Origin of the sequence: Pandoraea vervacti (genome assembly GCF_000934605.2) — a bacterium.
Taxonomy (GTDB): Bacteria; Pseudomonadota; Gammaproteobacteria; order Burkholderiales; family Burkholderiaceae; genus Pandoraea; species Pandoraea vervacti.
In genome coordinates, this window is record NZ_CP010897.2 from 2,931,937 (window position 1) to 2,950,926 (window position 18,990).

Sequence of the window (18,990 nt, forward strand, 5' to 3'; positions counted from 1 at the left end):
GATCACCGAATTCGTGACCTGACGATCTGCCGACTCAGGCGGGCGCGAAGCCCGTCAGGGAGACGGGTTGAGTTCGTGCAGAAATTGCAGAATTTCGCGACCGAGCGAATCGTCGCCGGTGTCCAGATGGGCGACGACCGAGGTGTGGTTGTGATCGCGCACCTGAACGAAGCGCGGCGCGCGCGCGTCGCGCTGCGCCAGACGATGGCAGAACTCCAGCGCATAAGTGTCGAGATGGGGATTCTCGAACTGCGCGATGACGGTCAGGACCGGCACCGGCATGGCCTCGGCGTGCGCCATCGGCGCATCGGGTTCGTAACGCGCCGCATCGTCGCCGTAGTACGCGAGCACCCCGGGAGCGTTCGGATTGTCCGGCAGAATATCGGCGCGCAGACGCGCACTGATGAGCACGGCGCCGGCGACCTCGGGCGCTGCCGGACGTACGCGCGGATCGCACAGATAACTCGCCACATGCGATCCGCCCGCCGAATGGCCGATCAGCAACATGCGCGACAGGTCGACATCGCTCCCGCCAGCGTACGCGCCGATATGCTCGCGAAGCCATCGAATGGCCAGCGCGACATCCCGCGCACCGCCGGGGAACGACGCCTCCGGGGCAAGGCGATACTCCACGTTCACGGCCACGCAGCCGTGCCGCGCGAAGTATCGCGGCACGTTGCCATAGATCTGCGCGTTGGCGTTCATGTCGCCCCGCACGAAGCCCCCGCCATGCACGAAGACAACGACCGGCGCCCCGCCGCGCACCGGCGCGACCGGACGATACACGTCCAGCCGGTGCCGCGCGTGCGGACCGTATGCCAGGTCGCGAACGACAGTGAAGTCCTCGGTCGACGCCATTGCCAGCAACGGCGTATAGACGTCGAGCACCGCGCGGCGGCCCGCCGCGATGTCGTTCTTCCAGCGCGGGCCCAGCGCACGCATCAGCGCGCGCGCGGATTCCCAATCGCGGGGCGCCGACGCGGCAAACGTCTGCGTGTCCATCAATAGACTCCCATCAGTTGCGAGAGCTGCGCAATGTACCCGGCGTACCGGGGATGCTGCTTGATCGTCTGGGGAGAGCGTGGACGCGGCAGGTCGATCACCACCTCCTGCTCGACCTTGCCCGGGCGCGCCGACATCACGATCACGCGATCCGACAGGAACACCGCCTCCTCGATGCTGTGCGTGACCAGCAACACCGTCTGCCGGTGCTCCTGCCAGATGCGCAACAATTCGACGTTCAGGTTGTCTCGCGTGAGCGCGTCGAGTGCGCCGAACGGCTCGTCCATGAGCAGCACCTTGGGTTCGAGCGCCAGAATCTGTCCGATGGACGCGCGCTGGCGCATGCCGCCGGAGAGCTCATGCGGGTGATGCTCGGCGAACTGCGCGAGTCCGAGCATTTCCAGCAGCGCCTGCACACGTGGCGCGCTTTTGTCTTTCGGAATCTTGCGCAGCCGGGTGCCCAGCATCAGGTTCTGTCGCACCGTGAGCCACGGCAGCATGTTGCTCGTCTGGAAGACTACGCCGATCTCTGGCACGGGACGCGACACGCGCTGCCCGCCGACACGCACCTCTCCGCCGTCATGCGGCACGAGGCCCGCCACGATGCGCAGCAACGTGCTCTTGCCGCAACCGCTCGCGCCCAGAATCGACACGAACTCGCGATCGGCGATCGACAGCGAGACGTCGTCGAGAATCCTGACGGGCGCGCCCTTGCGTTGCTTGGCGGCGAAGGTCTTGTCGACGTGACTCACCTCGATCATGACGTCGCCCGGCTTCGCACCGATGTCGGGCGTGTCGCCGCCCTGCGCAACAGAGGGCAGAGGGGAAGTCGGGAATGGCGTCACAGTGTTCGCTTTCGGATGGCTCATACGTTGATCCCCCGCCACCAGACGAAGCGCGCCAGGCGCTCGATGATCCAGTACAGCGCCACGGCCAGCAGCGTCACCATGAGAATGGCGGCGAACATGACATCGGTGCGTGCTGCCGCCGACGCGAACACGATCAGGTGTCCCAGCCCCTCTTCCGACCCGATGAACTCACCGACGATCGCACCGATGACGGCCAGCGGCATGGCGATCTTCAGACCGTCGGCGAACGCCGGCAGCGCCGCGGGCAGATAAAGCCGCCAGAAGGTGTCCCACGGACTGGCGCCCAGCGCGCGGAAGTGTTCGTCGAGATTGCGCGCGACCGAGGCGAGTCCGCCCATCGTCGCCACCACGACGGGGAAGAACGCAAACAGGAACGTGGACGCCAGCTTCGAAGCGAAGCCATACCCGAACCACACGATCATGAGCGGCGCGAGCGCGATCTTCGGCATGCTTTGCAGCGCGGTGACGAGGGGGTACAGCGTGCGGCGTGCCAACGCGCTGTAGCTGATGACCACGCCGATCACGAGGCCGCCCGCGACCGCCGCAACGAAGCCCGTCAGCACTTCGACGGTCGTCACCCAGGTGTCGGCCATCATCTGCGGATGGACTTCCCAGGCGGCACGAAAAATGGCCGACGGCGGCGGCATCAGGTACGACTGCACCTTGAAGTACGTCACGGCCATCTCCCACAGCGCGAGCAACACGCCCCAGAACACGATCGTCTGTGCGATGCGTTTCATTCGAATGTCTCCTCCGGTTGCCGATGCAGGGATCGGCCAGGGGTCTGTTGGCTTGTTGTTGATTTGTTGGTTGGCTGATCGGCGGCGGACCTACGCCTTGCCGCCCGACTTTTCCTTGACCATGCCCGGCGGGGGCGGCACGACAAAGCGCTCGAACCGGAAACGGTCGAAGCTCTCGATATTGCGCTCCCACACCTTCGCCTCGTAAGGATGTGCGGCGTCGATCTGCGTCATCTCGCAATACAGCTCGACGTTGTTGCCGTCCGGATCCTTGAACACGAGGAAGTAGTTCGCGCCGGGGCCATGACGTCCGATACCGCGCACGATCTCGACATCGTGCGCACGCAGTACGTCGACGGCCTTTTCCATTTCCTCGACGCTGTCCACGAGATAGGAGAAGTGCTCCATGCCGGGACGGCTGTATCGCGGCAGGTCGTCGATGTCGGGCGAGTTCAGGGGTATCTGAGAGAGCGCGAGATCGTGGTGGTCGGTGCCGGCACGCAGGAACACCATCTGGTCGTCGATCCAGTCGGAAACGCTCAGGCCCAGGACTTCGGTATAGAACTTCACCGACTTCTGGATATCGCGCACGACCAGCACCAGATGGCCGAGTCGCTTCGGGTTGAGCTTGGGTTTGGGGGCGAGGTTGAGGTTGGGGCTTGTCATCTCCACTCCTTGTATAGCGTCGGTTCGCGTCTCGTTGAGCGCTCGCTGCTCACTCGACGAACTGATTGGTATAGATGTCGGTCGCTTTGAGCGTAGGCGCGAGCTGGAAGGCCTCGCGCACGAACTGCGCGGTCGATTCCATACGCGGCACGGGCAACCAGCCTGGCTTGTGTCCCTTCGTCTCCCGGTCGCTCTCGAGCGCGCCGATCTGGCGAATCTGTTCGACCATGACCGCCTTGTCGAGCATCGGATATTGAGAGACGATCACGCCGGCCGACGCCTCCGGGTGCTCACGCATCCACGCATAGCCGCGATAGGTCGCCTGCACGAACCGGCGCACCACGTCGGGCTTCTGCTCGATCATCTTTTGCGTGGTGACGATGCCGTTGCCCACCATGTCCAGCCCGAAATCGCGATAGCGCAGCGAACCGATTTCGCGCCCCTGTTTCGCAGCAAGCGCCTTGAGCACCGGCAGGTTGGCGCCCTCCCAGCACTCGGTCAGATCGACGCGGCCTTGCAGGAACGACGGATTGATCGTCGACGGGTCAAGGCGCAGCAGTTTGACCGACGTCGGCGGCAAGCCGTTGGCCTTCAGCCATGCGGGCACGATGTTCTGCAATGGAGACGCGCCGCCGCCGCCCATCGACAAGCCCTTGAGATCGGCAGGCTTTGCGATGGTCCGACCGGGTTTGGCGAGATAGCAGATGGCCCCGGGCCACACGGCATTGATCGAGCCGACCATCTTCGTCGTGCCGCCCTGCGCACGATTGAGCATCACGCTGATCGGATCGCCGTAGCCGAACTCGAACAGGCCCTGATCGACTTCATTGACGGTGCGTTGGCCGCCATGCCCGACGACAGCCGACACGTCGAGCCCGGCCTCCCGGTAATAGCCCTTGTGGATCGCGACGAGCACGCCGCCGGTACTGCCCTGCGGCAGCCATGAGAGGTTGAACCTGACCTTGTCCTGTGCGGCGACAGGACTCGCCCACAACGCGCTCGCCCCCACGGTGCCGAGCGTGCCGGCACACACGAGCGCCGTCCACCAGCGCCTGGTCCACTGCCACTGTTGCATTGCTGCCTCCTCCTGACCGCGACTCGAGCGGTCCTTGTTATTTGCGCTGTGCCACGACACGGTTCTCGATAGCGCCAATGCCCTCGATGCCCGCCACCATCACGTCACCCGCCTTGAGATACACGCCACGCCCCATGCCCACGCCAGTCGGCGTGCCGGTCGCGATCAGATCGCCGGGCTTGAGCGTCAGGATTTCGGACAGATAGGCGATCTGCTCCGCCACGTTGAAGATCATTCCCGCCGTCGTGTCGTTCTGCATCATTTCGCCGTTCACGGACAGCGTCATGCGCAGGTTCTGGGGATCGCGAATGACGTCGCGCGGCACAAACCACGGCCCCAGAGGAGCGAAGGTATCGAAACTCTTGCCGCGAAACCAGTCGTGCGTGAACGGATAGTCGGTGCGACGGTTCAGATCACGCGCGCTCACGTCGTTGATGACCGTGTAACCGGCGATCCACTCGTGCGCGTTTTCCACGGCGATATGACGCCCCGGACGGCCGATCACCACGGCCAGCTCGACCTCCCAGTCCACGCGCTCGGCATGCGGCGGCAGCACGACATCCGTGCCGGTCGCGGTCACGCTCGTCTCCGCTTTCATGAAGATGTACGGCGAGCTTTCGCTGCGCGGCGCGAGCTGGGTGCCCATTTCGGCCGCGTGCTCGTAGAAGTTGGACGCCGTGGCAAAGATCCGGCCCGGCTGATACGGCGCGCACAGGCGATAGGTGTCGCTCGCCAGTGCGCCGACCCTGGCCGGCACGCCGGCGTCGATGGCGCGACGTACGGCCGCGCAGACCGCCTCGCCATGCACATACCAGTTCGAAAGCAGCACCGTGAGGTCCGGCGAGCTCGCACGACCATCGTCCAGTCCCGCGCCTGCGTGACTCAGTACGGCTTCCAGATCGTACAGACGCCCGTGTTGCACCAACGCCGTACGGCGCGCTGCGACGGCGCCCGGGACTTGCGATTCATAAGTTGCGATTCCAAACCAGCTCACACACGTCTCCTTGTCTTCCATCGGGGAACCGATGTCGTACTTACGCATCGGTTGTCTTTTTGATTGCTATGTTGAAACACAATACATAGCATATGTATACATAGCAACTGATTTGTATTTTATTTTTCAATCCATCCGAACGAGGCGATTAACGTCCATGCCCGACGCTCCACTGCTACTCAATCTCATCCCGCTCGAACCCCTTGCCCGCGCGCAATTGCTCGCCGCAGGACTGCATATTCAGGACGTCGACGTCACCGCCAGCGGCTTCGCTGGACGCGGAATGTCCGGTACGTCCGGTACGTCCGACATCTCCGGCCTGACATCGCGCGCCCGGTTGCTTCTGACCAACGGCACCACTGGCCTTGACGCCGCACAGATGGACTTGCTACCGCAACTCGAACTCGTGTGCGCCTTCGGCGCAGGCTACGAGCGCATCGATATCGCAGCGGCAGCCCAACGCGGCATCGCCGTCGCGCATGCCCCCAACACGAATGGCGAAACGGTGGCCGACCACGCGCTCGCGCTGATGCTCGCGGTCTCGCGCGCACTGGTGACGCTCGACCGCGCGGTCAAGGCCGGGGGCTGGGCCAAACATCGTGCACCGCGCCCCACCCTGCACGGCGCACGACTCGGCGTGATCGGCCTGGGCAACATCGGTCAGGCCATCGCAAGGCGTGCCGAAGGCTTCGGCATGTCCGTCGGCTATCACACGCGCACACCGCACGACGATCGACGCTGGCAGTACTTCGCGACCGTCGGGGAACTGGCCGACGCGAGCGATTTCCTCGTACTCGCCTGCCCCGGTGGTCCTTCGACCCACCATTTGGTCAACGCAGACGTCCTCGCGCGGCTCGGCGCCGGCGGCTTTCTCGTGAACGTGGCGCGCGGCAGCGTCGTCGACACCGAGGCGCTGATCGAAGCACTGTGCGACGGCATCATCGCCGGCGCCGCCCTCGATGTCTTCGAGACCGAACCCGATGTGCCTTCCGCGCTGCGCATGCTCGAAAACGTGGTGCTTACGCCTCACGTCTCCGGCCGCTCGCCGGCCGCATTGCAAGCCCAGATCGACTCGCTGCTGGCCAACGTGCGCGCCCACCTGGCAGGCCAGCCACTGCCAACGCCCGTCAAACCGACATTGGCGACAGTAGCGAGGACGGGTCGCAAAGCGCTGAGATAAAAAGGAAGCGGGCAACCGGGAGACCATCGGAGGTTGCCCGCTTCAACACTTCACGCTTTGGAGGCCCTGTGAAGTCGACGGCGGAGACGGCGCCGCCCTCCGGCGGTACCGCCCTGATGCCTTGCCTGATGCCCTTTCTGATGCCCTTTCTGATACCTCTTCCGACCGATTACCGCGCAGGCCAGGGCTTCGCCGGCGCGCCCATCACCGGCTCGCCCAGCAGCGGGCTCGACAATGCGTAGGCGCCGTTCTCGGTGAAGGCCCACATGATGTTGCGGTCGTACTCGGTGTACATCGCGAAGACCCCCTTGCCCAGCGTGTAGACCGGCAGTTCCGTCTCGTCGGCCAGCCCGGGCACGAAGTAGCCGGCAATGTGCGGTTTGGCGGGATCCTTCACGTCGAAGATCTGCACGCCTGCGTTGTAGTAGGAGTACGGCACGATGCCCTGGCGCCAGGTCCCCGACTGTCCGATCGAATTCGAGCGCTTCGGACCATAATTGCCGCCGCGCTGGCAGAAGCTCGTGAACGGCGCACCGGCAGGCACTTCCGGTTCCGGCAACTTGGCAGCGACCTTCATCTTCGCGGGGTTGCGGGCGTCCACCACGAAGATGTCCTTGAACGGCTCGTAGCAGTCGCGGTTCATCGGATACCCGCTGGTGAACACGTAGCCGGTGCGCTCGTACTGGCTCACGTCGGCGTTGTCGTACTCCGTGCCGGCGAAACTCGGCGCGGTGTTCACGTTGCCCATGACCTTCGGATGCGCGGGATCGGACAGGTCGAACGACCACAGTCCCAGACCGCCCATCGCGCCGAAACCCACCTTGCCGCCCTGCTCAAGCGGTTTCGGCAGGAAGATCGGCATACGCGAGCCCATCCACGACGTTCGATTACCCGCGCGCGGGTTCTGCAAATACGCCTGCTCATGCTCCGTGTTGCCGAGGATCTGACCGGGCACCGAGATCTGCGAGACGAACTTCGGATTGGCCGGATCCGACATGTCCCATACCTGATAGCCCGGCGAATACAGATAGTTGGGGTATTCGGTGAGCGCGTAGCTATCGTCGGGCGCCGACGAGAGAATCATGTACTTGCCGCCGTAGAACTCGGGCGAATCCAGCGAGCCGGAGCCTTGCTGCTGTCCGACTGGCGCGTCCGGATGCTTGTAGTCGGTGGTGCGTGTGGCGATCAGCTTCCAGTCGGACGGCAACGGGCCGTCCATCACAAACACCTTGAAACCCTTGAGCGAGTTGTAGTTGCGCTGCGCCGCGACCTTGTCGGGCTGCTTCGACTTGTCGCGCATCAGCCCGTAGCGTCCGATTTCGAAGGACGCGACGAGGATCGGCTTGCCCAGCTTCTTGTTCCACACGATGGTGGCGCCGCCGAGATAGTCCTGGATGTTATCGGCGTCGAACTTCTCGCTCGACCCCTTCGGGCCCCACACGCCGCCCTTCGAATAGACCACTTTGCCGTTGGCCGGATCGGTCACGTCCATGATGCGCAGATAGTCGCGGTCATGGATGTAGAGATAACGCTTGCCGTTGAAGTCGGCGATGTTGTTCCACGCGTGGAACGGCGAATCGACGCCGGGATAGAACGCGAGCACCTTCACGTTCTTGGCGTAGCTCTTCTTGTCCCAGAACGTCAACTCGCCGGGAAAGCGCTGTCCGGTGTGCACTTCGGGCGTCGCCTTCGGCCAGATGAACTTGCCCGTGGCCGGGTCCATACCGTAATCCACACCGGGCTTGAGCGGCTTGGGCTCACGATCCGGCGTGAGACGCAGCCATCCGGCCAGATACGGATCTTTGACATTCGGCGTGCCGGGCGTGCCAGCGGGTTGTGTGTCGAGCGGCGCGGCCTGCGCCGCCGGCGCACTCTCGGGCGCCGAGGCACGCGCGGCGAGCGCCATCGTGAGCGCGGCGAGCACTGCGGTCGCGGTCAACGAAACGCTCAGGGTGTGCTTGCGAAACATGTCTTCCTCCTTCGTCTCAAAAATCTTCTCTCCAGCGCACGGATCGTGGGATCGCCCGTGCAGGAGGCGTGATGCGGAAAAGCCGGAATGTGCGCTCAGAACGCGTGACGAATGCCCAACTGCACGCCCGACGGATTTTGTGAGCCGGTCGGGGTGACCTGGAACGTCACGGGGTAATGGACCAGCGTGTCGTTGCTGTGCTGGACACGAGCGTAGGTGGCGTAAAGTGTGGTGCGCTTAGACATCCCGTACATGTAGCCGACGACAAAACCGTTGGCGTTCGAAAGCGCCTTGTTGTCGTCGTCCTGACGGTGCACGAAGCTCGCATAGAAGCGGTGGCGATCCGTGAGCGCATAACGCACGCCCGCCTGAATGTCCCAGCCGCGCACGTTGAACGCCACGTACGGCGGATACGCGTAATAGCCGTTGTACGTGTGATAGATCAGCGTCGGCTCGACGCTGCCGAACTTGTACGTCGCTGCGAAATAGTTGTCGCGCGACGAATGGATCTGGCTCGCCGAATAAATGTCGCGGGTGTACTGCAGCTCGCTCACCGCGCCGAGAAAGATGTCGCCGCTGCGATATTCGAGGGCGGCGGAATAGAAGCGGCCGGCGCGGGTCCCGTCGCCCAGACCGGTCGTCGCCATGAAACGCGCGTTCAGGCCGTACCAGCTGGGGGTCTTGTATTGAATGGCGTTATCGACGCGATACGACGCGTAGAAGAACTCCATGTTGTTGACCATACTGAAGTCGGCCGCCCAGCTCGGATCGGCGTAACCTGCGATCCAGTACGATGGCGTGAACTGGCGCCCCAGCGACAGATCGCCCCACGGCCCCTTGATGCCGACAAACGATTGCCGCGCCTGTGCGGACTGCACGCCATTGGTCGCCGTAAACATCGGCTCGTAGGTGAAGAAGGCGCGGTTGCCGCCGCCCAGTTCTTCGTAACCGCTCAGATTGAAGCGAGAGTTGTTCAGCCCGCCGCTGGACATTCTCGTGACCTTGCCGCCGTTCGCCCCCGATCCCCACAGTTGCTCGAGATTCAGGTCAATGAAACCCGAGAGCGATACCCCCCCGGAAGATTGCGCATACGCACCACCCTGCATTGCCCCCAGCAGCAATGCACACAACACTCGCTTCTTCATGCTGTCTCCTGATAGTTCTCGTTTTTGTCGCGGCGCCCCCTCGTTGCTTGTCAGGATGTCAGCCGCCCGCCTGTTGTATGTATACAATCTTTCGAACGATTATACATATCAAGGAAATTGAATTTCTACTGCTATTTATTTATACAAACGACCGATTTTGTTATAGCGGGTTACCCCTGACGACCGACACTCACGTCAATGTCGATGCGCCCGAACCGCCGCCGGCCAACCTGTCCGGCGGGGTTGCCGCGCAATGCAGCGCGAGGCGGCCCGCGGCAATCAGATGCCAGAGCGATCCGCCTGCAATCCTTCGTGTCGCAGCTTCGGCGCATTGTCGGCGCCCGTGCCGTCTTTCGATGCACCGCCCCAGCCGTGGGCCGTCACGTCGAAGATCACGCCGTTAGGATCGAAGAACTTCACTTCGTAGAAAATGTTGCTCTTCACCGGCACCTCGCCCATGTAGTACCGCCCGCCCGCCTGTTCGATCTTCGAGCGCGTGGCTTCGACGTCCTCGACCCAGATGCCGATGTGATGCAGGCCGACAAACTCGCGCCCGCGCTCGCCTGCGGCTTCGTCGTTCTTGTAGTTGAGCAGCGCCAGGTTGATGACGCCGTCCGAGAGGTACACACCCCGCGCGAGCGAGGAATCCGTCTCGCCGACTTTCTTGAAATCGAACGCCTGCATGTAAAACTCCGCAGCCTTCCAGGGATCGGGAACGGACAGCGCAATGTGACGCAGTTTGGCCATGATGTATGTCTCCTTCGCATTGAGGTAGTAAGCCCGGCCGGAAATGTCCGGCAGATGGCTTATGTATACTATCTCAGCACTTTGCATTCAAAAACGTATTTTTGAATGCAGCAAGACCCTCACAATCGGCCTGAATCATTGCCCAATCAGGCGACGTACGGCGTCCGGTCCAATGAAAGGAAAGAAATACTCGTATAATCCGCATGTATACAATCCAACCAAAACGACGCATCCACGGAGCGAGATAGACAAGCATGGCCGAAACCATTGCCGCACGAATCTGCCGGGTGTTGACGGGCGAGATCATCGACGGACGCCTGCCGCCGGGACAGAAGCTGGAAGAAGTCGCACTGGCCGAACGCTTCAAGGCCTCGCGCACACCGATTCGCGAAGCGCTGCGCGAACTCAACGCCCGCGGTCTCATCGAGCTGACGCCGCACAAGGGCGGTGTGGTGGCGAGCATCAGCGTCGACGATCTGTCCGACATGCTCGAAGCCATGTGCGAACTCGATGCCCTTTGCTGCCGTCTGAGCGCCCAGCGCATGAGCGCCATGCAGAAAAAACAACTGGAAATGATTCACGTCCAGAGCAAGCAGTGCATGGATGCGGGCGACGAAGCGGGCTACCTTGCGCTCAACCGCGAATTCCATCAGTTGCTGAGCGCGGGCACGCAGAACAAGACGCTCATGGCCCTCATCGACAGTCATCGGGAGCGTCTCGCGCCGTTCCGGGCAGCGCAATCCGACGTCGAGGAGCGTTTCACGGTGTCCTTCGATGAGCATGAACGTGTCGTCGAGGCCGTTCTGGCGGCGGACGCCGAAGCTGCCTACAACGCCATGCGCAGCCACACGGCACGCCTGAGCATCCACGTTCTCGAACGCCTGCAACACAGCCGCAAGCTGTCGTAGCCACACAGGGCCGGGCCACGCCGCCGTGCGCCCGGGCCCCTTCCCGGCTCCTCCCCCTTTCGCTTCGCTTTCGCTTTCGCTTCCGCTTCCGCTTCCGCTTCCCTGCCGCCCGCCCGCGTTGGCTCGCGCGCGGGGGCATACCTATGCGCCCGCCCTCACGCCATCAAGCAGGCGTGGTTCGCCAGCCATTTGAGTGATTCCCTTCCAATCTATCGATTGGGGAGCGAGGCGCAATAGCGCCAGCCCCTACCCCCGCGCGGCCTCACGCCCCTATGTCACGCAAAGTGAGCCGCCCGTAAGAGGTTGTCCAACGCTCGCGCGCTTCCTAGGCTCCACCGATGAAACGCAGCGCACGGCATGCCTGCGCTCGCCCAGGTTCTCGGGCGGGCACGGATGCCGACTCGCTTCGCGTTTGCGGCCCGTCGCCCTCACGGATCGACGGCATTCCCTGAGCCTTTCGTGGAGACACACATGTCCCAAATCACCGATGTGCTGGTCAGCATCGACACCAAGACGATCGTCGACCGGTACGGCAAGAACGCCAGCATGGCGAACCCGCCGATCATCGACTTCAAGCACGTTTTCATGATCGTGACGCAAGGCAACGTGGTCAGTGGCCAGGCGGGCGGCGAACTGGATGTCGCAGCCACGGTCGGCGACGTCATCCGGTGGCGCGAATGCTCCCTTTCGCTGGGCTTCGAGCAGTCGTGCATTTTCTATAAATTCGTGGGCAATCAAGGCAATGAGCTGATCTCGCCTCCGTCGCCGCGCGAAGCCGAGGTGATCATCCCGGTGCCGAATCCGCCCGATCCGACCAAGCCGAAGAAGCAGCAATGTTCGAACTATTTCTGGTCTTGCGAGACACTCAAGACCGGACGCGTGACCTACCACTTCCAGTTCATGGTGCTCGATCGCGGCGGCAACCTCTGCGGCTGCTATCAGTGGGACCCGTTCATCACCATCCGCAACCATTGAGCCATCAGCGCTGCCCTCCCGCGCCACGCCACACACCAGGGCACACCACGGCGCACCACGCATGCCGGGCGCGGGAGGGCGCGCATTTCTTGCAGCAAGGAGCCTCCATGTCCGACCCATCGACCTGCGGCGCCCTTCATGACGAAAGCGCAGCCAACGTGCTGCTCGCCATCGATACGGCGACACTGCTCGATCATCCGCACGATTCGCCGGTGGGCGACGCACAGACGACCGCCGTCGACGGCAGCGCCTGCTTTTGCCTTTCATCCGGCGCCGACGCGTTGGCGGGCGTCAACACGACGACCTGGTCGCTAGACGTTCGTCCGGGCGCTCGACTACGGCTGCGCTGGACACCCCTCGCCATGCGCGGCGAGCATGCCGTGTTGTTGCACCTCTCGCTGGCCGACGAAGCGGTGCTTGGCAATTTGCAGCTCCATGTCGACGACAACGCCGTTCGGTATGCGCCGCAGCCCGGCACGCCGGGAGATGCCGTCGCACGTCCTGCACCGGACGCGTTCTGGCAGGCGCAGGTCGTCGCCAGCGGCAAGGCGACGCTTACCGTCGAGGCGATCGTCACGGACCGCGACGCCACCCTACTGGGGCGCTTCGGCTGGACAGTGCGCATCGCCGTGCCGTGAGCCCATCGCCGACCATGGCGCGGCGTATCCACCACAGCCGACAGGGGCATATGCGGGACGCCGACACATCGACGCCAACTATTTGAAAATCGAATGCCATGCATTCCAATATTTAATTTGTCGATGTGCGACCGGTTCGCTATCTTGTAAGTCTTACCCCCCGTTTCACTCCCCAAGAGACCCCGCGGCGCGGCGGCGCCCACCGACACGAACGCAGCGCCAGCGAGGGCCCGGGCAGCACAGAGGTCGTTCCATGAGTTCCTCCGGTCACCACCGCATTTTCAAGGGCGCTGTCGATGCCGACGGCGCCCCGATGACCCTCGCCACGTGCGACGGTCGCTTGACTTACGTCGGCGCCCCTACGGCGGATGTGCCGGGCGCCAGCGGCGCACAGGTCATCGATCTGCAAGGCAAGCTGGTGTTGCCCGGTTTCGTCGATGGCCACATCCATCTCGACAAGAGCTTTGTCGGCGACCGCTGGCGGCCCCATCGTCCCGCGGCCACCCTGCGCGAGCGTCTCGCCGCCGAGAAGCAGGACATCGCTGCCGCCGCCCCGATGGCGCGACGCGCCGACGCCCTGATGCGACAAGCAGTGTCCTTTGGCACCATCGCCATGCGCTGCCATGTCGACGTCGACGCCAGCACGGGCCTCACCCATCTGAACGAAATCATGGCCGTGCGTGAGAAATGGCGCGAATGGCTGGACATCGAACTCGTCGCGTTCCCGCAGGCCGGGGTGATGAGTTGTCCCGGCACCGCGCAGGTGCTCGAAGACGCCGTGCGTGCGGGCGTTCAGGTGATTGGCGGCATCGACCCGACGACGCTCGACGGCGACCCGCATGGTCAACTGAATGTGATCTTCGGCATCGCGGAGAAATACGGTACGAAAATCGATATCCATCTGCATGAGCCCGGCGATATCGGACTGGCTCAGTTGCATCGCATCGCCTCACGCACACAGGCCGCCGGCTTGCAGGGCCGAGTGAGCGTGAGCCACGCGTACGGGCTGGGCGACATTGGCCCGGACGCGCTCGACACGATTGCCCGCGCGCTGGCGGACGCCGACGTTTCGATCATGACCAACGCCCCGGGCGACCGCGCTTTCCCGCCGATCCTGCGCTTGCGCGAAGCGGGCGTATGCGTATTCACGGGCAACGACAATATTCAGGACAGTTGGTGGCCGTACGGCAACGGCGACATGCTGCAACGGGCGATGCTCATCGGTTACCGCTCGGGTTTCTACACGGACGACGATCTGCGCGTTGCGCTGGAGATGGCCACGAGCGCCGCCGCGCGCGTCATCGGCAAAGCGGATTACGGGCTGCAGCCGGGCTGCGAGGCGAGCTTCGTCGTCGTCGACGCGCCGAATGCAGCGGCCGCCGTCGCCGCCGCGCCGGCCGCGCGCGCGGTCATCCGCCACGGGCGTTATTGGGGCGGCCCGGCGCAACTCGCGCTGGACCCTGCCCTGCTCAAGGACACAGCAGGGTCCACCCCGACCTGACTGTCATGCGCGATGCCGTGCGCCCCGCGACGACATCGCATGCGTTCGTCGCACCGAGGTGAAGCGATCTGTGCGCGCCCCCAAAGCGCGCAGACGCGACCAAGGGGCCCGGCGATGGACCATGGGGAAAAAAATCAGAATGCATCAGGAGCCAACCAACATGTCGAAGACTACGTATTACGCGCCGCATGGCGGGCATCCGGGTCAAACCGAACTGCTCACCGACCGCGCGATGTTTACCGAGGCATACGCCGTCATTCCGAAGGGTGTGATGCGCGACATCGTCACGAGTCATCTGCCGTTCTGGGACAACACGCGCCTGTGGGTGCTTGCACGCCCGCTCTCGGGCTTTGCCGAGACGTTCGCGCAATACATCATGGAAGTCGGTGCGGGCGGCGGCAGCGATAAACCGGAGCAGGACGAGAAGGCCGAAGGCGTGCTGTTCGTCGTCGAAGGCGAAATCACGGTAACGATCCAGGGCAAGGCGAATACGCTCACGCCGGGCGGTTACGCGTTCATTCCGCCCGCGACCGACTGGCAACTGCGCAACAACAGCCTGAACACGGCGCGCTTTCACTGGATTCGCAAGCACTACCAGGCCGTGGAAGGCCTGCCGTATCCGGAGCCGTTCGTGAAGAACGAGCAGGACGTCGAACCGATTCCGATGCCGGGCACCGATGGCCGCTGGGTGACGACGCGCTTCGTCGACATTCAGGACATGCGTCACGACATGCACGTCAACATCGTGACGTTCCAGCCCGGTGGCGTAATCCCGTTCGCGGAAACGCACGTCATGGAGCACGGCCTGTACGTGCTCGAAGGCAAGGCCGTCTACCGTCTGAACCAGGACTGGGTGGAAGTCGAAGCCGGCGACTTCATGTGGTTGCGTGCGTTCTGCCCGCAGGCCTGCTATGCGGGCGGCCCCGGTCCGTTCCGCTATCTGCTGTACAAGGACGTCAACCGTCACATGACGCTGACGCTGGGCGCGCAGCCGAAATAAGCATCCCCGGCACTGTCCTTCTCAGCCGCGCGCGTCGTCCAGTCGTATCGGTCACTTCGATGCGCGCGGCTTCGATTCCAACAGCCCCACCAGCACCTTGGCCAGCGCCCCGACCATCGGGTCGGCCGTCGGGCGATGAAAGATCGCCAGCTCGAACGTGTCGATGGTCGGCAGCCCTTGCGCCCGGCCCAGCACCGCATGCCCCGGCAGCACGGCGCGCGGCGGTACCAGACTGATCCCCATCCCGTCGGCCACGGCGCCCTGAATGCCGCTCAGACTCGAACTGGTGAAGCTGATGCGCCAGTTGCGGCCCATCGACTCGAGCGCATTGATCATGTCGTCGCGATAGAGCCCGCGCGTCGGGAACGTCACCAACGGCACCGGATCGAGCCCGAACGACGGATGCTTCGCACTGTCGATCCACGCCAGCTTTTCCGGGCGGCTTGCTACCGACTCGCGACTATTGCGACGCTGCTTGACCAGCACGAGATCCAGTTCGCCATGATCGTAGCTGCCAAGCAAATCGCGACTCAGCCCGCTCGTGACCTCCAGTTTGACCTGCGGATACTGACGATTGAAGCGCGCGAGCACCTGAGTGGTGGCGCCCGTCGCAAAATCCTCCGGCACGCCTAGCCGCACGGTTACAGCCACCACGGCGCCCGAGAGCGCCTCGAACATCTGATCGTTGAGAGCGAGCATCTGACGCGCGTAACCCAGCAGCAGTTCTCCTGCATCTGTCGCGTGCACTTCGCGGTTGCCACGCTCGAGCAGTCTGTGCCCGACCATGTCTTCAAGACGACGCACCTTTTGACTGACGGTGGACTGTGTCGAATGCAGGCGCGCGGCGGCCGTGGTGAAGCTGCCGCAATCGGCCACCATGATGATCGAGCGCAGCAAGTCCAGATCGAACAGGGGACGATTGGGACGATTGAGACGATTTGGCGGTCGATTCGATTTTGCACTGCCAGCCATATCGGGTATTTATTTTGTCGATGAATGGCTGACCTTTTATCACGCGCGGCGAACGTCCGACAACTGGGGTTTTCGGGGCTATCCGCCCGATTGGAACAGTCCCGACAAGGGCAACGCGCCGCGCACGATCGTGGCGGTCGCTATAGGCCCAATGCCCGACCGTCGCTGCGCGGATCGTGGGCGCCGCTCATCTGCCCCTGCGCACCGATGCGAATCGCTCCCGGATGCCCCGCCAACTGGCTTTGCGGTGGCAGCGGGCTCATCTCGTGCCCACGTGCCGCCAGGGCCGTAAAGACATCGGCCCCCGCGTCCTGTTCGAGCTTGAGGCTGTCGCGCGAATCGGAGAACGTCTTGCCCAGCAAAAAGCGCGGACGCCTGAGCGCCGTGAGCGGATCCATGTCGTAATCGATGAGGCGTGTGAGCACGGCCGCGAGCGTCTGCGGCTGACCGTCTGCGCCTTGCGTGCCATAGAGCAGTTGCGGGCGTCCCTGCTTCAGATACATTCCCGGATTGAGCGTATGGAACGGTCGCTTGCCGCCGGCGAGCACGTTCGCACTCGACGGGTCGAGACTGAACGACGCGCCGCGGTTATGCCACAACACACCGGTGTCGCCGAGCACAACGCCGCTGCCCCAGTCGAAATACACCGTCTGCAACATGCTCACGCAGTTGCCCTGAGCGTCGGCCGCGCCGATATAAACGGTATCCCCGGTCCTGAAGACATGCGGCCAGGGCATGGCGCGATCCATGCGAATGCTGCGGGCGTGCGCATCGAGATTCGCACTCGAGAGCAGACGCTCCACGGGCACGTCGACGAAGTCGGGATCGGCCACATACCGGTTGCGGTCGATGAACGCGAGCTTCACCGCTTCGACGAGCGCGTGGTAATAGTCCGGGCTGCCCTCGGGCATCGACTTGAGGTCGAAGCGGTTGAGAATGCCCATGATCTCCAGTGTGGTCACCCCTTGCGTCGGCGGGCGCAGTCCCAGCAACTCGCCATCACGATAAGCCACACGCAACGGCGTCTCTTCACGCGCCTGCGCACGCGACAGGTCGCTCGCGCGCAGCGGAGAGCCGACTCGCTTGAGTCCGGCCGCAATGCGTGCAGCGAGATCGCCCTCGTAAAATTCGCGTCCGCCATGGGTCGCGATGCTGTCGAGACTTCTGGCGAGCGCCGGTTGATGAAAACGCTCACCGACCTGCGGGATACGGCCGTTCGGCATGAAGACGGACGAAAAGCCGTCCCAGTTGGGCAGATCGCCGGCGCGGAACGTCTGCCAGAAGTGCTGTGACGGCGTGATCGGAAAGCCGTTCGCCGCATATTCCGTGGCGCGCGAGAACAGCGATGACCAGGCTTGCTGCCCGTTCCACTGCTTGCGGCTGATGTCGTATGCCTTGTCCCAGATGGCGACGGTCGCCGCCGTGGTGAGCGTCGCCCCCGCCCCCCGCACGGGAATTGCGCCGGCATACGCCGGCGGTTGCGCAGCGGCCTGTCCGATGCCGGATAACGTGCGCACATTGCCGTCGCGGTCGCTGATGACCATAAAGGCGTCGCCCCCCAAACCCGTGAAATGCGGATAAGTCACGCTCAACACCGCGCCAATGGCGATCGCCGCCTCGATCGCGTTGCCGCCCGCGCGCAGCACTTCCAGTCCCGCGTCGCTCGCCAGTGCATGCGGGCTGGTGACCATGCCCCGCGTGGATCGTGCGAGACGCGGGTCGTTCGTGCCGGTCTTTGCCTGCGTCGCGGGTGGCGAAACCACGGCATCGGCGACGGCGGCGCCTGATACAGCGGATGCCGCTGATGCCGCTGATGCCGTCGAGAGCGGCAGCACGGCGCTTCCTGCCAGCGCTGCCGTGCCCATCAGAAAACTCCGACGCGCCGCAAGATTGGCCGCGTCGCCAGTCGTGGCCGGTTGTGTCGTCATCGGCCCTTCGGCCATGGTTTGCTCGAACGTCATGCCGTCTCCCCCTTTCTTGGGATCTTTTGGTATCTCATCGAACGACGAAGCGTGCCCGACACCGGCAACGCTTCGTCCGCACATCAACGACGCATCGAATCGTCGGATCAGACTTCCGCTTTCCAACCCTTCCAGTTGCGCTGATGCGTTACCTCCGGCGCCGAATAGCGCTCCTTCACCCACGCGTAGACCGGACCCAGCGCGTTCATGGCCACAGCGGCGGCAAGCGCCGCGAACGGATCCTGCGGCACCGGCCCAAAGCCGCCGAACAGTGTGGCGAAGTACGTCGCGAAGCCGAAGAACATGCCGGGAATGAAGTTCAGTCCCGGGAAGACGCGGGCGAGCGCCATCATCGACCCGTTACCGGCGAAGAGAATCACCATCTCGGCCAGTATCAGCGTGTTGCCGCTGAACTGCGTGGCGGCCTGTTTGAATCCGAGCACGATCAGAAACGCAAAGCACGATCCTACGGGCAGCGTCGCCCAGATGCGTTTGAGGTTCACCAGCGTCGGGCCACCCATCGCGAAGGTCGCGGCCCAACTGATGAAAATCGCCCACGGCGGCAGGTGCAACGGCAGCATCGCAATCGGGATGGTGGTGACGGCAAGCAGTGAGGCAACGACTTCCGCAGGCAGCTTCTTCATGATT

General features: G+C 63.6%; 18 protein-coding genes. 6 read left to right on the forward strand and 12 right to left on the reverse strand.

The window, feature by feature from the left end:
• Positions 1-54: 54 nt before the first annotated feature.
• The 6 genes from UC34_RS12910 to UC34_RS12935 form a co-directional block, all read right to left on the reverse strand.
• On the reverse strand, positions 55-1,002 hold the full coding sequence (locus UC34_RS12910) for an alpha/beta hydrolase (RefSeq protein WP_044455863.1): 948 nt from the start codon (positions 1,000-1,002) through the stop codon (positions 55-57).
• Positions 1,002-1,871, reverse strand: a complete 870-nt coding sequence (locus tag UC34_RS12915; protein WP_237165099.1) for an ABC transporter ATP-binding protein — start codon at positions 1,869-1,871, stop codon at positions 1,002-1,004. The genes UC34_RS12910 and UC34_RS12915 overlap by 1 nt, the downstream gene beginning before the upstream one ends.
• Positions 1,868-2,611 (reverse strand): ABC transporter permease, encoded by a 744-nt coding sequence (locus UC34_RS12920; RefSeq protein ID WP_052811032.1) that lies wholly within the window; start codon positions 2,609-2,611, stop codon positions 1,868-1,870. The genes UC34_RS12915 and UC34_RS12920 overlap by 4 nt, the downstream gene beginning before the upstream one ends.
• Positions 2,612-2,701: 90 nt before the next feature.
• Positions 2,702-3,277 carry a VOC family protein gene (locus UC34_RS12925; protein ID WP_044455865.1) on the reverse strand — a complete coding sequence of 192 codons (576 nt, stop codon included), beginning with the start codon at positions 3,275-3,277 and terminating at the stop codon, positions 2,702-2,704.
• A 49-nt stretch (positions 3,278-3,326) separates the two neighbouring features.
• Positions 3,327-4,352, reverse strand: coding sequence for an ABC transporter substrate-binding protein (locus UC34_RS12930; protein WP_044455866.1), 1,026 nt, complete (start codon positions 4,350-4,352; stop codon positions 3,327-3,329).
• Between the two features lie 37 nt (positions 4,353-4,389).
• Positions 4,390-5,394, reverse strand: coding sequence for a fumarylacetoacetate hydrolase family protein (locus tag UC34_RS12935; RefSeq protein ID WP_237165100.1), 1,005 nt, complete (start codon positions 5,392-5,394; stop codon positions 4,390-4,392).
• Positions 5,395-5,503: 109 nt separating this feature from the next.
• Here UC34_RS12935 and UC34_RS12940 point away from each other — a divergent pair, with 109 nt between their 5' ends.
• Entirely contained in the window at positions 5,504-6,526 is a 1,023-nt protein-coding gene (locus UC34_RS12940) for a 2-hydroxyacid dehydrogenase (protein WP_044455867.1), read from the forward strand.
• A 169-nt stretch (positions 6,527-6,695) separates the two neighbouring features.
• Here the strand turns inward: UC34_RS12940 and UC34_RS12945 are convergent, their stop codons facing one another.
• The 3 genes from UC34_RS12945 to UC34_RS12955 all read right to left on the reverse strand — a co-directional run bounded on the left by UC34_RS12945 (position 6,696) and on the right by UC34_RS12955 (position 10,387).
• Positions 6,696-8,495 carry an LVIVD repeat-containing protein gene (locus UC34_RS12945; RefSeq protein ID WP_044455868.1) on the reverse strand — a complete coding sequence of 600 codons (1,800 nt, stop codon included), beginning with the start codon at positions 8,493-8,495 and terminating at the stop codon, positions 6,696-6,698.
• Between the two features lie 95 nt (positions 8,496-8,590).
• Positions 8,591-9,640 carry a porin gene (locus tag UC34_RS12950; RefSeq protein WP_044455869.1) on the reverse strand — a complete coding sequence of 350 codons (1,050 nt, stop codon included), beginning with the start codon at positions 9,638-9,640 and terminating at the stop codon, positions 8,591-8,593.
• 279 nt (positions 9,641-9,919) lie between these two features.
• Positions 9,920-10,387, reverse strand: coding sequence for a VOC family protein (locus tag UC34_RS12955; RefSeq protein WP_237165101.1), 468 nt, complete (start codon positions 10,385-10,387; stop codon positions 9,920-9,922).
• A gap of 254 nt (positions 10,388-10,641) precedes the next feature.
• Here UC34_RS12955 and UC34_RS12960 point away from each other — a divergent pair, with 254 nt between their 5' ends.
• From UC34_RS12960 to UC34_RS12980, 5 genes are all read left to right on the forward strand, one after another.
• Positions 10,642-11,295 (forward strand): GntR family transcriptional regulator, encoded by a 654-nt coding sequence (locus UC34_RS12960; protein WP_044455870.1) that lies wholly within the window; start codon positions 10,642-10,644, stop codon positions 11,293-11,295.
• Between the two features lie 471 nt (positions 11,296-11,766).
• Positions 11,767-12,270: an inclusion body family protein gene (locus UC34_RS12965; protein ID WP_044455871.1), complete on the forward strand. Its 504-nt coding sequence runs from the start codon at positions 11,767-11,769 to the stop codon at positions 12,268-12,270.
• A 107-nt stretch (positions 12,271-12,377) separates the two neighbouring features.
• Entirely contained in the window at positions 12,378-12,908 is a 531-nt protein-coding gene (locus UC34_RS12970; RefSeq protein ID WP_044455872.1) for an AidA/PixA family protein, read from the forward strand.
• Between the two features lie 253 nt (positions 12,909-13,161).
• Positions 13,162-14,409: an amidohydrolase family protein gene (locus tag UC34_RS12975; RefSeq protein WP_044455873.1), complete on the forward strand. Its 1,248-nt coding sequence runs from the start codon at positions 13,162-13,164 to the stop codon at positions 14,407-14,409.
• 160 nt (positions 14,410-14,569) lie between these two features.
• The gene (locus UC34_RS12980; RefSeq protein WP_044458126.1) at positions 14,570-15,409 is read left to right on the forward strand and encodes a bifunctional allantoicase/(S)-ureidoglycine aminohydrolase; all 840 of its coding nucleotides are present in this window, start codon (positions 14,570-14,572) and stop codon (positions 15,407-15,409) included.
• Positions 15,410-15,460: 51 nt separating this feature from the next.
• Here UC34_RS12980 and UC34_RS12985 read toward each other — a convergent pair whose 3' ends face one another.
• From UC34_RS12985 to UC34_RS12995, 3 genes are all read right to left on the reverse strand, one after another.
• The gene (locus UC34_RS12985) at positions 15,461-16,381 is read right to left on the reverse strand and encodes a LysR substrate-binding domain-containing protein (protein ID WP_044455874.1); all 921 of its coding nucleotides are present in this window, start codon (positions 16,379-16,381) and stop codon (positions 15,461-15,463) included.
• A 140-nt stretch (positions 16,382-16,521) separates the two neighbouring features.
• On the reverse strand, positions 16,522-18,072 hold the full coding sequence (locus tag UC34_RS12990; RefSeq protein WP_418303941.1) for a gamma-glutamyltransferase family protein: 1,551 nt from the start codon (positions 18,070-18,072) through the stop codon (positions 16,522-16,524).
• A 377-nt stretch (positions 18,073-18,449) separates the two neighbouring features.
• Positions 18,450-18,986, reverse strand: a complete 537-nt coding sequence (locus UC34_RS12995) for a DUF1097 domain-containing protein (protein ID WP_044455875.1) — start codon at positions 18,984-18,986, stop codon at positions 18,450-18,452.
• Between the last annotated feature and the right edge of the window lie 4 nt (positions 18,987-18,990).